Origin of the sequence: Mycobacterium sp. SVM_VP21 (assembly GCA_024758765.1) — a bacterium.
Classification (GTDB): Bacteria; Actinomycetota; Actinomycetes; order Mycobacteriales; family Mycobacteriaceae; genus Mycobacterium; species Mycobacterium heraklionense_C.
In genome coordinates this window covers 4,012,149-4,028,077 of sequence record CP101406.1, presented here as the reverse complement: position 1 = coordinate 4,028,077, position 15,929 = coordinate 4,012,149, and the positions used below count along the sequence as shown (strand labels likewise).

Here is a 15,929-nt window from a genome sequence, read left to right as displayed (position 1 = left end):
TCTCAGCCCAGGCGGCGCAGCCCGCGGTACTGCATCAACGCGAAGAACGCCGTGTAGACCGCGCTCGCCAGTGTTGCCACCACGCCGATCCCGGTCAGCGGCAGCACCCCGGCCTCGACCACACCGACAGCGGCAATGGTGCACGCCACATTGGCGGCGATCACCCCAATACCCGCGCGGCGAAGGTCCGGCAGCGCGGACAGGAAGTAGACCACTGCGCCGTAGAGGACGCAGAACGCGGCTAGGGCGTATTCGTGGGCCAGGGTCAGGCCCTCCAGCGCGGCCATGGGGCGGGCGGCGAACACACCGGCCAGGCCGATGGTTCCGGTGACGGCGGCGTCGGCGCGCAGTGCGAAGCGCAACAACGAGTCGGTCGAGTCGGACAGGACCGGGGTGGTGATGGCAGTCATGAGGTAACTCCCTTCGAGTGTGGTGCGGACACCCCTCGACCTTGCGGCGCAACCGCTGCCACATCGACCCGTGGCGCTGCCAAGCGCTGCCAAGCGCAGGTCAGAGAGCCGGCGACACCGTCATCCGGCCCCGCAGGTCTGCAGCGATCACCCGGGCCCCGGCGTTCTGCCAGTTGTGCAGCGAACGCTGCGGCACCTCGGTCACCAGCCACTGCCAAGCTTGGCGTGCGGTGGGATCCAGTCCGGCCGCGGTGGCGTTCTGTGCGTAGGCACGCACGCCGACCACGTAGGGGAAGTACAGGGCGTTGTAGTGACGCCATTGTTCGGTGGTGCCGAACTCGCCGCAGTCACGCGGCTTGAGTGCGGCGATTCGGTCGGCGAGCAGAGCTTTGAGTTCGTTGGCTCGTTCCAGCGGTGCGTCGGGCGCGCCGCGGGCGGCCAATCGCTCGTCGATGACCGGTAGCGCGGTCAGCGGGCTGGCGACGAGCTTCGACAGGTCGCCGTAGTGCCCCAGCGCCCGGCGGGTCAGCCGGACGAAGGTCTCCTCGTCGAGGTCGTCGAGCGGGCCGGTCGAGCGCAGCGCCAGCGCCGCCTCGGTGCCGCGCAGCACGGCTCGGTCGGCGCGCAACGCCGGCGAGCGCCAGAACGCCAGCCGGTCCCAGAATCCGGCCAGCCGGTCGACGAACACCTGGACCTCGATCCCGACCGCGATCGTGGTGAACAGCAGCACCGTCAGCGCGGTCTGCGCCACGGGTTCGGGCCGGGTCAACCACAATCCGATCAGCGCCTGCCCACCCAGCAACGCCGCCATCGCGACGCAGGCAAGAAATGACCGCAGCATGTCCAGCCGCAGCGCCTGGCCTTCGTCGAAGGCATCCCACAGCGCCACCGCCAGGCCCAGCAGAAGCACGTCGACGCCGGTGCTGGCCAGCGCGATCCCGCTGGGCACCACGCCGAGCGGGATGATCAGGATCGCGTTGGCCAGGGCGAAGAACAGCGTCGCGACGGCGGCCACCCCAAGCACCGAACCGGGTTGCGCGGGCCGGATCAGCGCCTTGACCATCGCCGCCAACGTCGACACCGAGATCACCGCGAACAGCAGCCAGTGTCCGGCCCGCGGCGGGCCTTCGACGCTGCCGGCCCAGGTCGCGCCAACCAGTGCCGCCGCTGCAACCGCGCCGATGAACGTCACGTCGCGCGCCCGACCGGTCCAGCGATCACACGGCCGGGCCAGCTCCAACAGCACGGCGAACCAGGCCACCCCGGGAACCACCGCCAGGTAGATCTCCACCCGACCGAGCAGCACCGGATGCCACACCGCACGGACCGCGTCGGCGGCCACCACGGCGGCGAAGCCGCACAACCCGACCGCGGCCAGCACCAGCACCGGTTTGCGCGGGTCGCGCGCCAACAGGTACATCCCGAGCCACCAACTCAGGGTGAAGACCAGCGCCGACAACACAACCACTCCCTCGCTACCGCCCGAATCTCCGGTGCCGCACGCTGTAGTCGCGCAGCGCGCGCAGGAAGTCGACCCGGCGAAACGCCGGCCAGTGCGCCTCGGTGAACCACATCTCCGAGTAGGCGCTCTGCCACAGCAGGAAGCCGGACAGCCGCTGCTCCCCGGAGGTGCGAATCACCAGGTCCGGGTCGGGCTGACCCGAGGTGTAGAGGTTCTCCGAGATGCCTTCGACGGTCACCGCGTCGACCAGTTCCTCGGCCGTGGCGCCGTTGGCCAGCTGCTTGCCGAGCAGGCCGCGCACAGCGTCGACGATCTCCTGCCGACCGCCGTAGCCGACTGCGACGTTGACGTGCAGGCGCGAGCTTGCGCGGTCAGGATCGGCGGTGCTTACTGTGCCTTCCGTGGCCTCACGCAGGCGACGAGCTGGTTCTTCACCCAGCAATGCCAGGTCTCCGACCGTGCGCACGCTCCACCGGTTCGCGGGCGCGCAGATCTCCTCCACCACATCGGTGATGATCTCGATGAGTGCAGCCAGTTCGGCGGGGTCGCGCTGCAGGTTCTCGGTGGACAGCAGGTAGACGGTGGCCATCTCGATGCCCGCGTCGGCGCACCACCGCAGCATCTCGGCGATCTTGGCCGCGCCCATCCGGTAGCCGTAGCTGACGTCGTCGTAGCCGGCATCGCGCGCCCACCGGCGGTTACCGTCGCAGAGAACAGCGATGTGGCGGGGTAGGTTCGACCGCGACGCCGCCAGGCCCTGCCGGAGGCGCAGTTCGTAGATCCGGTACAGCGGCTCCTTCAAGCGCGCCGGGATGATTGCCACAAAAACCCAGACTACTGTGATCTGAAAGCAATGACGGGAATCAGTCCGGGATCCGCGTGGAGTTCAGGAAGGCGCATGAGCACCCACACCGACACCATCGCCGAGCCGAATCCGAACGATCTGCCGGCAGACATCACCGGCCCGCACACCAAACCGCGGGCACGCGGGTGGATTCACTTCGTGTCGGCAATCGTCGCCGTCATCGCCGGGATCACCCTGACCGCGGTGGCCTGGTCGATGTCCGGGCTCGAGGCCGGTCTGGCGACATTGGCCTACACCATCTCGGTGGTGGGCATGTTCGCGGTCAGCGCGACCTATCACCGGATCACCTGGAAGACCGTCGCCGCCCGGATGCGGATGAAGCGGCTCGACCACGCGATGATCTTCGTCTTCATCGCCGGCACCTACACCCCGTTCGCGCTGCTGGCGATGGACCACGGCGACCAAGAACGGCTGGTGATGACGATCGTGTGGGGTGGCGCGCTGGCCGGGGTGGTGCTCAAGCTGTGCTGGCCGACCGCGCCCAAGTGGGTCGGGGTGCCGCTCTACCTGCTGCTGGGCTGGGTGTCAGCGTTTTTCATCGCGACGATCATGCACAACGCCGGCGTCGCGGCGATGGTGCTGCTGGCTGCCGGCGGAATGCTCTACAGCGTCGGCGCGATCATGTACGCGCTGAAATGGCCGGACCCGTGGCCGGCGACGTTCGGCTACCACGAGTTCTTCCACGCCTGCACCGCCGTGGCCGCGATCTGCCAGTACATCGCGATCTGGTTCGCGGTGCTGCACTAGCGGTGCCTACCTCACGGGCTTACAGCTGGGTGATGTTCTCCGCCGACCAGTAGGCCTTCATCCCGGCGATCTTGCCCTCGCCGTCGAACACCATCACGTCGATCGGTTCGATGAGCATCCGGTGGTCACCGTTGGTGATGGTCAGCGCGAACTGGAAGGCAGCCTCGTTACCGGCGACTCGCAGCGACACCAGCTCCGACTTGCGGTCCAGTCCGGTGATGGCCGAGTAGAAGTTACGAATGGCCTGATGGCCGATGTGCACCTCGCCACCCACCGGGTCCTCCAGGGTGGCGTCGGACGCGTAAAGCCCGACCAGCGCATCGGCGTCGCCGCCGCCGACCAGCTCGATGTAGCGGTGGACGGTCTCGGTGATGGCCTGTGCCTTGTCCGGTGCGCTCGTCATGTGCCGCACGTTACACGGATGCCGGATCCGCGGGCACTCCAAGGGCGGCCGCCAACTCCGCCGCACTGCGCACCGGCAGGTCGCACACCGGGCCCCGGCAGACGTAGGCCGCGTCGCTGCCGTCGACCCGGCCTCGTCCGGCCAGCAGCCCCGATGAGTCAGCCGTTCCGCCGACCACGATCGTCCCGCCGGGCGCCAGCCGGCGCGCCTGCTCCAACAGTGCCGAGTCCGGGCTCTCGCAGACCACCGCGATCTGCAGCGGACCGCGCACGGAGGCCTCGGCGATGCCGAGCCAGTGCCCGACCGCGCGGGGTACCCGCTCCAGCAACGCGGCATGCGCCGCCAGCGCATCGGTGGCCGCCTGACGGTAGCGCTCGCTACGGTCCGCGGAGACCAGGTGGGCCGCGGTCAGCAGCGCCTCGGTGATCAACGCCGCGCCCGACGGAGTGGCACCGTCCATCGGGTCGCTGGGGCGCAGCATCAGTGCTTCGGCGTCGTCGGCGCTGTCGAACCAGCGCCCGGGTGCGTCCGGATCGGCGAAGTGGGCCAGCGCGGTGTCCAGCAGGCCGGCGGCGGCATCGAGCAGACTCTGCTCACCGCTGAGCTGATGCAGGCTGAGCAGTCCGGTGGCCAGGGCGCCGTAGTCCTCCAGGATCGCGGCACTGTCCCCCACCCGGCCACCCAGGCTGGCCCGCCGCAGCCGGCCGTCCACCAGGTGCAGGTCGAGCAGCTTGGCGGCGCACTCCTGCGCCGCGGTAGCCAGGCTCGGATCTCCCAGTGCCACAGCGGCTTCGGCTAGCGCGGTGATCGCCATGCCGTTCCAAGCGGTCACCACCTTGTCGTCGCGGCCAGGCTGGGGCCGAAGCCGCCGGGCGGCCAGCAGCCGCTGGCGAACCCGGTCAAGGCGCTCGGGATCATCGGGATCGACCAGCAACTGCAGCACCGAGGTACCCTGTTCATTCGGCGGTCCCAGCTTCCCCTCTCCTGCGTCGAGCCTCGCTGAACCGCCGGCCTCAAACGTGCCGCTTGCCGTCACCTCGAAAATCTCTGCCGCCCAGGCCCCGTCGTCGGCGCCGAGAACTTCGGTCAGTTGCTCGGGCGTCCACACATAGGTCAAGCCCTCCTGTCCGGCGGCGTCGGCGTCCAGCGACGAGATGAACATCCCGCCGTCGGACAACTCTTCAAGTAGGAATCGGGCAGTCTGAGCGGTCACCCGGGTGGCCAGCGGATCGCCGGTGCGCCGGGCCCAATGCGCGTAGGCCCGCAGCAGCAACGCGTTGTCGTAGAGCATCTTCTCGAAATGCGGTACCACCCAGGCATTGTCGACGCTGTAGCGGGCGAATCCGCCGGCAAGCTGGTCGTAGATCCCGCCGCGGGCCATCGCCGCACCGGCGCGTTCCACCGCCTGAAGCGCCGGGCGGGTCGCGGTCCGTTCGTGGTGACGCAGCAGGGTTTCCAGCAGCGCCGAGGGCGGGAACTTCGGTGCACCGCCGAATCCGCCGTGGGTGACATCCTCATCACGCAGCACCGCGGCCACCGCGGCGTCGCAGAGCATCGCGTCGACCGGCGGCCCCTCCCCCGGCAGTCCTGCGGCCATCGAGCGCAGCTCGTTGGCAATGTTGTCCGAAGCCTCCTCGACTTCGTCACGGCGCTCGTTCCAAGTGCCGGTGATCGCCGAAAGCAAATTCAAGAACGCATCTTTGGGGTAGTACGTGCCGCAGTAGAACGGCCGGCCGTCGGGGGTCAGGAAACAGGTCATCGGCCAGCCGCCGCGCCCGGTCAGAGCCTGGGTGGCGGTCATGTAGATCGCGTCGATATCCGGGCGCTCCTCCCGGTCCACCTTGATGCACACGAAGCCCTCGTTCATCGCCGCGGCGACCTCGGCATCCTCGAAGGAACCGTGCGCCATCACGTGACACCAGTGGCAGGCCGCGTAGCCGACTGACAGCAGGATCGGCACGTCACGCTCGGCGGCCTCGGCCAGCGCCTCGGGCGTCCACTCCCACCAGTGCACCGGGTTGTCGGCGTGTTGACGCAGGTAGGGGCTGGCGGACGCTGCGAGACGGTTGGCCATCCATCCACGCTAATCCTGAGCGACACAGCGGACGCTGAGACCCACGCGCGGACGATGTCCATACAGCTCATGACCAGTTCGAAAACGGTTGCTGAATACTTGAATTCGCCTGTAGAGCACCATTGTTGCAGGACTACACCATTGCTAGCATTCGCCGGTGAGACGACCCGAGGGATGTGATTGACATCAATCGACGTGCCGTACCGAGCTTGCTGGCCGCGGGCGCTGTGCTGCTGGCCGGGTGCAGCGAGAGCCATGACGCGACAGCTCCGCGCCACGCGGCACCGGCTCCAGACTCCGGCGTGGACTGTGGCGGGCACCCGAACCTGAAGGCCAGCGGATCCACCGCTCAGGCCAACGCCATGACGCGGTTCGCCGCGTCGTTCAGCCGAGCCTGCCCCGGCCAGAGCTTGACCTACCAGCCGAACGGATCCGGCGCGGGCATCGACGAGTTCATGGCCGACCAAACGGATTTCGGTGGATCTGATTCGCCGCTGAGCAAGGGTGAATACGATCGCGCCCAGCAGCGCTGCGGCGCGCCGGTATGGAACCTGCCGTTGGTGTTCGGGCCCGTTGCCATCGCGTTCCGCCTAGGCGGTGTGGCCTCGCTGAATCTGGACGGCCCCACCGCGGCCAACATCTTCAACGGCACCATCACCACCTGGAACGATCCCGCGATCGCCGCCCTCAACACCGGCGCCGACCTGCCCGCCCTGCCGATTCGAGTGGTGTCGCGCAGCGACGCGTCCGGGACCACGGACAACTTCCAGCGCTACCTGGACACCGCATCCGCGGGCACCTGGGGCAAGGGGGCCGGTCGAACGTTCAACGGCGCTGCCGGCCGGAGCGCCCAGGGCAACGAGGGCGTCGCCGCGGCCGCGGCCGACCTCGAGGGATCGATCACCTATACCGAGTGGTCATTCGCCCAGAGCCACCACCTGGGCATGGCCGCCGTCATCACCTCGGCCGGCCCAGATCCGGTGTCACTCAGTGAGGAATCCGTCAGCAAGACCATCCTGTCGGCCTGGTTCATCCGCGAAGGCAACGACCTGGCGCTGGACACCATCTCCTTCTATCGACCCAACCAGACCGGCGCCTACCCGATCGTGCTGGCCACCTACGAGGTGGTCTGCTCGAAGTATCCCGATCCGCAGGTCGGAACCGCGGTGCGCGCGTTCCTGCAGAGCGCGATCGGCGACGGCCAGAACGAGCTGGCCGACCACGGCTACGTCTCCATCCCCGATGCGTTCAAGTCGCGCCTCTCGGCCGCCATCAGCGCGATCACCTGAAACCACGCCATGCGGTTCGTTGCGGCGCCCCCCGAGGTCACCTCCGCGCTGGTCCACAACGGACCCGGCGCGAGATCCCTCATTGAGGGGTCGGCCGCGTGGCGACAGCTCGGCACCTGCCTGGATGAATACGCCGACGACTATGTCGCCGCGCTGTCGTCATTGGTCGATTCATGGCGCGGGCGTTCCGCGACAGCCATGGTGCAGGCCGCCGAGCCCTACCTGCTGTGGCTGCGTGCCACAGCACAGCAGTGCCGGCGCACCGCCGCCTCGATGCAGCAAGCCGCTGCGGCTTTCGAAGCGGTCCGCACGGCGGTGGCCCCGACTGCAGCGATCAACGCCAACCGCACTCGCCGAGTGCAACTACTGGCGTCCAATCGATTCGGGACCAACTCCGCGGCAATCGCGGAGAACGAGAGCCAGTATCTGGGCATGTGGACGAACAACACCTCCGCGATGACCCGCTACCGGGCGGCCTCGGCGCAAGCCACCACACTTCCCTCGTTCAGCCCTCCGGCACCCGCGACAGCCAACAGCGGAACCACCTCTGCGGGTTCAACTTTGGCGTCATTGGAGTCGTCCTTGCCCACATTCGACCCCAACGCTAGTTGGACGGGCCTGGCGAACACCTACGCGAACCAGTTCGTGTCATCCGGATTCCCGATCAACCTGCTCAGCTACCTCGCCCAGAACACGTCGGCGCAGGCGTTGCAGAACGTCAATACCGCCATGGCGCAAGGCCTTGCCGAGGGCGAGTCCGCCTTGATCCCGGCGATGCCGCTCGGGGGCCTGGGAGCGCTGGGCGCCGCCGGCCTTACCGAAATGCCCGCGGCGGCTATCGGTGTCGGGGTGAAGGTGGGCCCGCTGACCGCGCCACCCGCCGCGGCGGGGTTTCTGGCCGCGACACAGGCGCCGGTGCAGCTGGCGTCGTCGGCGGCACCGCTGCCCGCAGGCCAGTCCACGACGTTCGCCGGCGTCCCGCCGATCATGCCGCCGATCATGCCCCCGTCGAATGCCGCGGGCAGTGGCTGGCGTAAACGCAAGCAGCAAAAGTACGAGGACCTGGAAGTCGGTTTGGAGCTGCGGGGCCCGGTCATGCCGAAGCCACCATCTGCGGGCTGAGCAGGATTAGCCGTGATGCCTCGGGCAGAACGCGCTGACGCTGACCCCGACGAAGAAACCGGCGTGGTAGCCGTCGAGCTGACTGCTCTGCATCACTTCGGACACCACATCGTTCTTCTGCCGGCCGCTGTCGAGCTCGTCGCAGACCTCATGGCCGGCGATGACCGCCGACTGACCATTGGCGAAGTCGATGCCCTTGGAGTTGAGCGCGCCCAGGAAAGTGGTGTCGACCGCATCGGCGTGCACGGCGGGAACCTTGATGAGGCCGACCAGTAGCACCATCAAGATGATCGGCGAAACCGCCAACCCGGGTGAGCGATCTCCGAGCATGGCCAACCCCGAACCTTTCTCCCACGCCGCGGTCCGGGCAATCATCTCACGCTGTGCCAGCGTCGGCGATACGCGCGCTACTGCCGAAACCCGAAGGGGCAAAGGTTAATCCGGAGGTCGCATGCACGAAACTCCTCGTTCGGGAGTTGTTAGCTACGACGTCTGCGGCGGCGAGCCCGGCCCGTCGTCGCCCGGGAGATCCCCGGACAGACCGGACCCGACGGTCCCCTCGTCGGCGGCTTGGTCCGCGGCGGGGTGGTCCCGGTCGAACGACTCCGGCAACTTCTTGAGCTGACGGTTCATCGACCACACCAGCGCGAACGTGCCGAGCATCAGCAGCACGATGACCAACAGCCCGAACGGGCTGGCCTTGCCGAAATCCGGCCCGGTATCGCGGGGCACGCCATCGGCCACGATATCGTCGGCCGCCAGCCACAGCATGGTCAGCACAGCATGGTTCATCCGTTGTCCTCGATCCCGGCGAACAGGTCCGTCTCCGGCAGAGTAACCGGCACCCGAGACCGGGCCAGCTCGAACTCCTCCGTCGGCCAGAGCCGCTGCTGCCACTCGATCGGCGCGGCGAAGAAGTCGCCGTTGGGATCGATCTGCGTGGCGTGCGCGCGTAGTGCGTCGTCACGCTGGCTGAAGTAGTCAGCGCATTCGATGCGGGTGGTCACCCGGTCGGCGAACACGTCGTGGTCGGGCTGCCAGTGCTCCAGCCATTTGGCGAACGGGCCGACCTCGCCGTTGCGGGCGAACTCGTCCTGCAACAGCTGCATGCGCTGCCGCAGGAACCCGTGGTTGTAGTAGAGCTTGGCGACCGACCAGGGCTCACCGGCGTCGGGAAAGAGTCGATGGTCGCCGGCGGCCTCGAACGCGGCCACCGACACCTGGTGACAACGGATGTGATCGGGGTGCGGGTAGCCGCCGTTTTCGTCGTACGTGGTCATCACATGCGGACGGAACGCGCGCACCGCCCGCACCAGGGCTTCGGTGGACACCTCCAGCGGCACCAGGGCAAAACAGTCCTCGGGCAGCGGCGGCAGTGGGTCGCCCTTGGGCAGGCCGGAGTCGACGAAGCCCAGCCAGTGGTGCTCGACCCCGAGGATCTCGGCGGCCTTCGCCATCTCGTCGCGCCGGACCGCGGCGATGTTTCCGTGCACATCGGGCAGGTCCATCGCGGGGTTGAGAATGTCGCCGCGCTCGCCACCGGTCAGGGTCACCACCATCACCCGGTGCCCAGCGGCGGTGTAGCGGGCCACCGTAGCCGCGCCCTTGCTCGACTCGTCGTCGGGGTGGGCGTGCACCGCCATCAGTCGCAGTCCACTCATGCGCACATTCCCCGTTCCCTCCAGGTTCCTCCTGCCGGAACCCCGGACCGGACGCCTATAGTTCCAGATGGTTTCCGGCCCCCATCGTTACACCACCTGCGGCGGGTGCGGTAATCGCTCCCGAATCCACCGTTGACCATGGGACACCTCACGATGACCGACTCCAAGCCGGCCCGATACGGGGATACCCAGGGCCGTGCCCTGCCCCGTCGGTTGCTGGCAATCGCCCTGGGTGCGCTGGCGATCGCCACTGTCGCCGCCATCGCGGTAGTGGGCTACCAGCGTTTTGCCACCGCCGAGGTCAAGGGCGAGTTGTACGGCTACGAAGTGCTCGACGACCAGACGGTCTCGGTCAAGTTCAGCGTGACTCGATCAGACCCGTCGACTCCTGCGGCCTGCATCGTGCGGGTCCGATCCAGCGACGGCAGCGAGGTTGGCCGCCGGGAAGTGCTGATTCCGCCGTCGGAGTCGGCCACCGTACAGGTGACCACGACGGTGAAATCTTCCCAGCAACCTGTCATGGGCGACGTCTACGGTTGCGGCAGCGACGTGCCCGATTACTTACGATCGCCATGATGCCGCGGTGGTACCCTGTATGGATACACGGTTCCAGCTGGGACCGTGTATTGCTGCATTAGAACGATGTCGCCCCCCGCTGCCCGATGGCGCCGGATCCGACGACGCAAGGAGCACAGTGAGATGACGGACACCCAGGTGACCTGGTTGACGCAGGAGTCACACGACCGGCTCAAGGCGGAGCTCGACCAGCTGATCGCGAACCGTCCGGTGATCGCCGCGGAGATCAACGACCGCCGCGAAGAAGGCGACCTGCGCGAGAATGGCGGCTACCACGCCGCACGTGAGGAGCAGGGCCAGCAGGAGGCCCGCATCCGGCAGCTGCAGGAGTTGCTCAACAACGCCAAGGTGGGCGAGGCTCCGACGCAGTCCGGTGTGGCATTGCCGGGCTCGGTGGTCAAGGTCTTCTACGACGGCGACAAGTCCGACACCGAGACGTTCCTGATCGCCACCCGCCAGGAGGGCGTCAACGAAGACAAGCTCGAGGTGTATTCACCGAACTCGCCGCTCGGCCACGCCCTGCTGGGCGCCAAGGTCGACGAGGAGCGCAGCTACACGGTGCCCAGCGGCAAGACCGTCAAGGTGACCCTGGTCAGCGCGGAGCCCTACCACTCCTGAGCCCCTGAGCCCCGATTGGGGGGCTCGTCGCGTTAGTCCAGCGCCTGCTTCAGGTCGGCGATCAGGTCATCGATGTCCTCGATGCCCACCGACAGGCGCACCAGGTCGTCGGGAACCTCGAGTTGCGAACCCGCCGTCGAGGCATGCGTCATCGCGCCGGGTAGTTCGATCAGTGACTCCACGCCGCCCAGCGACTCGGCCAGGATGAAGATCTCGGTTCCGGCGCACAGCTTTTCGGCGGCGGCTCGTCCACCACGCATCCGGACCGACACCATGCCGCCGAACCCGCGCATCTGCGCCGCGGCGACATCGTGGCCGGGGTGCTCCGGCAGGCCCGGGTAGAGCACCTGGCTCACTGCCGGATGCCCGTTGAGGAATTCGGCGACCACGGCGGCGTTCTCGCTGTGCCGCTGCATCCGCAGCACCAAGGTCTTCAGGCCGCGCAGGGTCAGGTAGGCATCGAAGGGACCAGGTACGCCGCCAGCCCCGTTCTGCAGGAACGCGAATGCCGCGTCGAGTTCTTCGTTATCGGTGACCAGCGCGCCACCCACCACGTCGGAGTGGCCGCCGATGTATTTGGTGGTCGAATGCAACACCACGTCGGCGCCCAGCGTCAGCGGCTGCTGCAGCGCGGGCGAGGCGAAGGTGTTGTCCACCAGGACCTTTGCGCCGGCTTCTTTGCCGATGGCCGCGATGCCCGCGATGTCGGCGATCGACAGCAGCGGGTTGGTAGGGGTCTCGACCCAGATCAGCCTGGTTTTGTCCGTAAGTGCCCCGCGGACCGCGTCCAGGTCGGACAGCGCCACCGGGGTGTGTGCCACCCCCCACTGGGTGAAAACCTTGTCGATCAGCCGGAAGGTGCCCCCGTAGGCGTCGTCGGGAATGATCAGATGATCGCCGGGGCGCAGGATCGACCGCAACGCGCAGTCCGTGGCGGCCATCCCCGAACCGAAGGCCCGACCGAATCGGCCGCGCTCCACGGCGGCGAGCGCAGTCTCCAGTGCGGACCGGGTCGGATTGCCGGTGCGCGCGTACTCGAATCCGCCACGCAGACCGCCGACGCCGTCTTGGGCGAAGGTGCTGCTGGCGTAGATCGGTACGTTGACGGCCCCGGTTGCCGGATCCGGACGGAACCCGGCGTGAATCGCAGTAGTGGACAGGCCCGTATTGCCGTGGGGTTGCTTCTGACTCAACGGATCGGCAAGCAGACGGTGGTCATGATTTTGTCAGCGATCGTCTGACGTTTGGCGTCCCACAGCGGGAACAGGTAGCCGATGCACAAGATCGCGCCGTCGATGATGTGTGCCAACTGGCGCACGATCGACATCCCGAACCCGATGGGCTGGCCGGTGGCTTCGGAGACCACCTTGAACTTCAGCACCGACTTACCGATGCTCGATCCGGTGGTGCCCTGCCGATAGCCGAAGTTCCAGATCCCGTAGGCCAGCGCGGCGAGCCAGCCGACGAACATCAGCGCCGCTCCGGTGCTCGACGGCGTGACCGTGCAGGCGAATCCGTCGGAGCTGGTGATGCACTCCCTGTCGGCGGTGGTTCCGGCGATGATCGACGGAATGCCGTAGAGCACCAGGATCGGAAGGAAGTCGATGAAGTAGGCGCCGACGCGAGTCAGCCATGAGGTGTAGGCCTCTTGCGGCAGCTGGCCCACCGGGTTTCCGACCGCTCCCGGATACGCGCCGTAGCCCGGAGGTGGTGGCGGGTAATTTCCCGGCGGCGGCGGGGGGTAGTTCCCGGGAGGCGGAGGCGGGTAATTGCCCGGGGGTGGCGGGGGGTAGTTACCCGGAGGCGGCGGGTAGTTGCCGGGAGGTGGCGGGTAGTTGCCCTGCGACGGGAAGTCACCGGACGGGGGTGGGTAGTTGCCCTGCGGGGGCGGCGGAAAGTCGGTCATCTCCACCCTTTCGGGTCGTGTCGGTGAACGGTCCAAACGCTACCGCAGGACAGTGAACGTCAACGCCTTATCGGCGGCGTGGCCCGTCGGACAAAAAGCCCAACAGGTCGTGGCGAGTGATGACGCCCACCGGTTTGCCGTCCTCCACCACCATCACCGCGTCGACCTCGGCCAACGTGGTGGCGGCGACGCCGACGACCTCGCCGGACCCGATGAGCGGCAGCGGCGGTCCCATGTGCTGCGACACCGCGTCGGCAAGCTTCGCGCGGCCCTCGAACACCGCGGAGAGCAGATCGCGTTCGGACACGCTGCCGGCCACCTCTCCGGCCATCACCGGCGGTTCGGCGCCGACGACGGGCATCTGCGATACCCCGTACTCCCGCAGGATCCCGATGGCGTCGCGCAGAGTCTCGGCCGGATGGGTGTGCACCAGGTCCGGCAGCACCCCCGACTTGGCCCGCAGCACGTCGGCGACCGTGGGTTGCACCGTCGAACCGTCCAGCCGGGATCGCAGGAACCCGTAGGACGACATCCAGGAGTCATTGAACAGCTTCGACATGTAGCCGCGCCCGCCGTCGGGCAGCAGAACGACGACCAGTGAGTCGGGGCCGGCTTTGACGGCGGTCTCGACGGCCGCCACCACGGCCATCCCGCAGGAGCCACCGACCAGCAGCGCCTCCTCCCGGGCCAGGCGCCGGGTCATGTCGAACGAATCCGCGTCGGAGACCGCGATGATGCCGTCGGGAATGCTGGGGTCGTAGGCGGCCGGCCAGAAGTCCTCGCCGACGCCTTCCACCAGATACGGCCGGCCGGTACCGCCGGAATACACCGAACCTTCGGGGTCCGCGCCGATGATCTGAACCCGGCCTTCCGATACCTCTTTGAGGTAGCGGCCGGTGCCGGTGATGGTGCCGCCGGTTCCAATCCCGGCGACGAAATGGGTGATCTGGCCGTCGGTGTCGCCCCAGATCTCGGGACCCGTGGTCTCGTAATGACTCTCGGGGCCCGCGGGGTTGGAGTACTGATCCGGCTTCCAGGCGCCCTCGATCTCCTCGACCAGCCGGTTGGAGACGCTGTAGTAGCTGGCCGGGTCGTCCGGTGGTACGGCCGTCGGGCACACCACCACTTCGGCGCCGTAGGCCCGCAACACGTTCTGTTTGTCCTCGCTGACCTTGTCCGGGCAGACGAACACGCACTTGTAGCCGCGGCGCTGGGCCACCAGCGCCAGGCCGACACCGGTGTTGCCGGAAGTGGGTTCGACGATGGTGCCGCCGGGCTTGAGTGCGCCGCTGGCCTCGGCCGCGTCGATCATCTTCACCGCGATGCGGTCCTTGGAACTGGCACCCGGGTTGAGGTACTCGACTTTGGCCACCACCCGGCCTGCGCCGGGGGGAACGATCGAATTCAGCTCGACGAGTGGGGTGTTGCCGATGAGTTCACTGATGTGGCTCGCTATCCGCATGCCTGCCATCGTCTCAGGTTATTTGCCCCGGCGGTTCAGCGAGGCTCGACGGAGGAGAGCCGAAGCTGGGACCGCCCCACGAACCCGGCGGTTCAGCGAGGCTCGACGGGCCTTCACCCGGGCCGTTCAACCGGTGGCTTCCCGGATGTATTCGCCGATCTGGCGCAACGAGCGGGTGGCCTCCGGCACGAACGGGGCGGCGATCTGGAAGACGTGAATCTGGCCGGGCCACACCCGCAGCTCCACCGGTACACCGGCGGCCGCGAGCACGTTGGCCCCCAGCCGGGCGTCGTGCAGCAACACCTCGGAGCCGGAGACGTGGATCAGGGTGCGCGGAAGCCCGGGCCGGACATGCTGCAGCGGCTCGAGAACTTCACTGCCATGGGTACGGTCGCGGCGGGCGGCCGCTTCGACCAGTTCCACCAACGCGTCAAATGCCTTGGGCGGGAACATCGCACCGGTATGGATATTGGGGTGTGCCTTCTTGGCTTCCTTGGCGATCTCTAGCAGCGGCGACATCGCGACGATGGCGGCCGGCACTTCCTCCTCGCTTTCGTCCAACAGTCGCTCGGCCAGCGCCAGCGACAGATAGCCGCCGGCTGAATCGCCGGCCAGCACGATCTGGTCGGGTTCGTACCCCTGACGGCGCAGCCAACGGTAGGCGTCGTAACAGTCGTCGACCGCGTCGGCGATGGAGTACTTCGGGATCATCCGGTACTCCACCACCAAGACCGGACTGTCGGCATACTTCGACAGCTTGGTGACGAGCCGGCCGTGGGTGTTGGCCCCACAGGTCAGAAAGGCCCCGCCGTGCATGTAGAGCACGACGCGACGGGTGCCGTCGGCGGGCAGGACACCGGCAGCGCGCACCATCTGGGCTTTGCAGCGCGGCAGCCGGATGGTGGCGCGGATGGTGCCCGGCGCCGGCAACATCGCCTTCGCGGCGAAGTCGAGCAATCCGAACGGCCACGGCATCCTCGGAAGGTAGCTGCCGACCGAGAGAACCGGCCGAATGGTGGCCCGGGCCGCCAGCCACGCCATCCGGCCCTCGACGCTGGTCGACTCCTCGGAAACCTCGACGGGCAGCCCGTCATGACGGCCGTAACGGTAGGGTCGCGGACTGGGATACAGGCGGGTACGAACACGTAACGAGCTGGGAATTGTGTCGGGTGCGGTCATGACGGACACTCCCTCCAGCCGGCCCGGGCCGGCACAGCCAACGCGGTTCCACTTATCGTCACACGCGAAAAATTGAGAAGAAATCTTACGATTCGTTCCGATACTGCATCGGGTCCGCTTCGTGACCATATTTGTTTGCTGCGCTCAGGTGACAT

Annotated in this window: 17 protein-coding genes; 5 read left to right on the top strand and 12 right to left on the bottom strand. The window is 67.6% G+C overall.

The features are described from left to right. Positions 1-2: 2 nt before the first annotated feature. The 3 genes from NM962_18870 to NM962_18860 all read right to left on the bottom strand — a co-directional run bounded on the left by NM962_18870 (position 3) and on the right by NM962_18860 (position 2,695). Positions 3-410, bottom strand: coding sequence for a hypothetical protein (locus tag NM962_18870; protein ID UVO11953.1), 408 nt, complete (start codon positions 408-410; stop codon positions 3-5). Positions 411-510: 100 nt separating this feature from the next. After that, positions 511-1,878, bottom strand: a complete 1,368-nt coding sequence (locus NM962_18865; GenBank protein UVO11952.1) for a hypothetical protein — start codon at positions 1,876-1,878, stop codon at positions 511-513. 7 nt (positions 1,879-1,885) lie between these two features. Then, the gene (locus NM962_18860) at positions 1,886-2,695 is read right to left on the bottom strand and encodes an isoprenyl transferase (protein UVO11951.1); all 810 of its coding nucleotides are present in this window, start codon (positions 2,693-2,695) and stop codon (positions 1,886-1,888) included. Positions 2,696-2,770: 75 nt separating this feature from the next. Here NM962_18860 and NM962_18855 point away from each other — a divergent pair, with 75 nt between their 5' ends. Beyond that, complete coding sequence (locus tag NM962_18855; protein UVO11950.1) at positions 2,771-3,484, top strand: hemolysin III family protein; 714 nt, start codon at positions 2,771-2,773, stop codon at positions 3,482-3,484. A 19-nt stretch (positions 3,485-3,503) separates the two neighbouring features. On the opposite strand, the gene NM962_18850 is transcribed toward NM962_18855, so the two are convergent. Further along, the gene (locus NM962_18850) at positions 3,504-3,887 is read right to left on the bottom strand and encodes a nuclear transport factor 2 family protein (protein UVO11949.1); all 384 of its coding nucleotides are present in this window, start codon (positions 3,885-3,887) and stop codon (positions 3,504-3,506) included. Positions 3,888-3,897: 10 nt separating this feature from the next. Beyond that, the gene (locus NM962_18845; protein UVO11948.1) at positions 3,898-5,961 is read right to left on the bottom strand and encodes a thioredoxin domain-containing protein; all 2,064 of its coding nucleotides are present in this window, start codon (positions 5,959-5,961) and stop codon (positions 3,898-3,900) included. Between the two features lie 179 nt (positions 5,962-6,140). Here NM962_18845 and pstS point away from each other — a divergent pair, with 179 nt between their 5' ends. Both pstS and NM962_18835 read left to right on the top strand, forming a co-directional pair. Continuing rightward, positions 6,141-7,250, top strand: a complete 1,110-nt coding sequence (pstS, locus tag NM962_18840) for a phosphate ABC transporter substrate-binding protein PstS (protein UVO14826.1) — start codon at positions 6,141-6,143, stop codon at positions 7,248-7,250. A 9-nt stretch (positions 7,251-7,259) separates the two neighbouring features. Further along, on the top strand, positions 7,260-8,372 hold the full coding sequence (locus NM962_18835; GenBank protein ID UVO11947.1) for a PPE family protein: 1,113 nt from the start codon (positions 7,260-7,262) through the stop codon (positions 8,370-8,372). A 6-nt stretch (positions 8,373-8,378) separates the two neighbouring features. On the opposite strand, the gene NM962_18830 is transcribed toward NM962_18835, so the two are convergent. The 3 genes from NM962_18830 to mca all read right to left on the bottom strand — a co-directional run bounded on the left by NM962_18830 (position 8,379) and on the right by mca (position 10,033). Continuing rightward, positions 8,379-8,747 (bottom strand): DUF732 domain-containing protein, encoded by a 369-nt coding sequence (locus tag NM962_18830; protein UVO11946.1) that lies wholly within the window; start codon positions 8,745-8,747, stop codon positions 8,379-8,381. A gap of 108 nt (positions 8,748-8,855) precedes the next feature. Beyond that, entirely contained in the window at positions 8,856-9,143 is a 288-nt protein-coding gene (locus NM962_18825) for a hypothetical protein (GenBank protein UVO14825.1), read from the bottom strand. A gap of 17 nt (positions 9,144-9,160) precedes the next feature. Continuing rightward, positions 9,161-10,033 (bottom strand): mycothiol conjugate amidase Mca, encoded by an 873-nt coding sequence (mca, locus tag NM962_18820; protein UVO11945.1) that lies wholly within the window; start codon positions 10,031-10,033, stop codon positions 9,161-9,163. Between the two features lie 153 nt (positions 10,034-10,186). Between mca and NM962_18815 the strand changes: the two genes are divergently transcribed. Together NM962_18815 and greA are read left to right on the top strand one after the other, a co-directional pair. Continuing rightward, positions 10,187-10,609, top strand: a complete 423-nt coding sequence (locus NM962_18815; GenBank protein UVO11944.1) for a DUF4307 domain-containing protein — start codon at positions 10,187-10,189, stop codon at positions 10,607-10,609. A 123-nt stretch (positions 10,610-10,732) separates the two neighbouring features. Continuing rightward, complete coding sequence (greA, locus tag NM962_18810; protein UVO11943.1) at positions 10,733-11,227, top strand: transcription elongation factor GreA; 495 nt, start codon at positions 10,733-10,735, stop codon at positions 11,225-11,227. Positions 11,228-11,259: 32 nt separating this feature from the next. Here greA and NM962_18805 read toward each other — a convergent pair whose 3' ends face one another. From NM962_18805 to NM962_18790, 4 genes are all read right to left on the bottom strand, one after another. Beyond that, a complete protein-coding gene (locus NM962_18805; protein ID UVO11942.1) occupies positions 11,260-12,420 on the bottom strand; it encodes a cystathionine gamma-synthase in 1,161 nt (386 codons plus the stop codon). Beyond that, positions 12,417-13,133, bottom strand: a complete 717-nt coding sequence (locus NM962_18800; protein ID UVO11941.1) for an RDD family protein — start codon at positions 13,131-13,133, stop codon at positions 12,417-12,419. Before NM962_18800 ends, NM962_18805 begins: the two co-directional genes overlap by 4 nt. A gap of 67 nt (positions 13,134-13,200) precedes the next feature. After that, positions 13,201-14,595, bottom strand: a complete 1,395-nt coding sequence (locus NM962_18795) for a cystathionine beta-synthase (GenBank protein ID UVO14824.1) — start codon at positions 14,593-14,595, stop codon at positions 13,201-13,203. Positions 14,596-14,721: 126 nt separating this feature from the next. Further along, a complete protein-coding gene (locus tag NM962_18790; protein UVO11940.1) occupies positions 14,722-15,774 on the bottom strand; it encodes an alpha/beta hydrolase in 1,053 nt (350 codons plus the stop codon). Between the last annotated feature and the right edge of the window lie 155 nt (positions 15,775-15,929).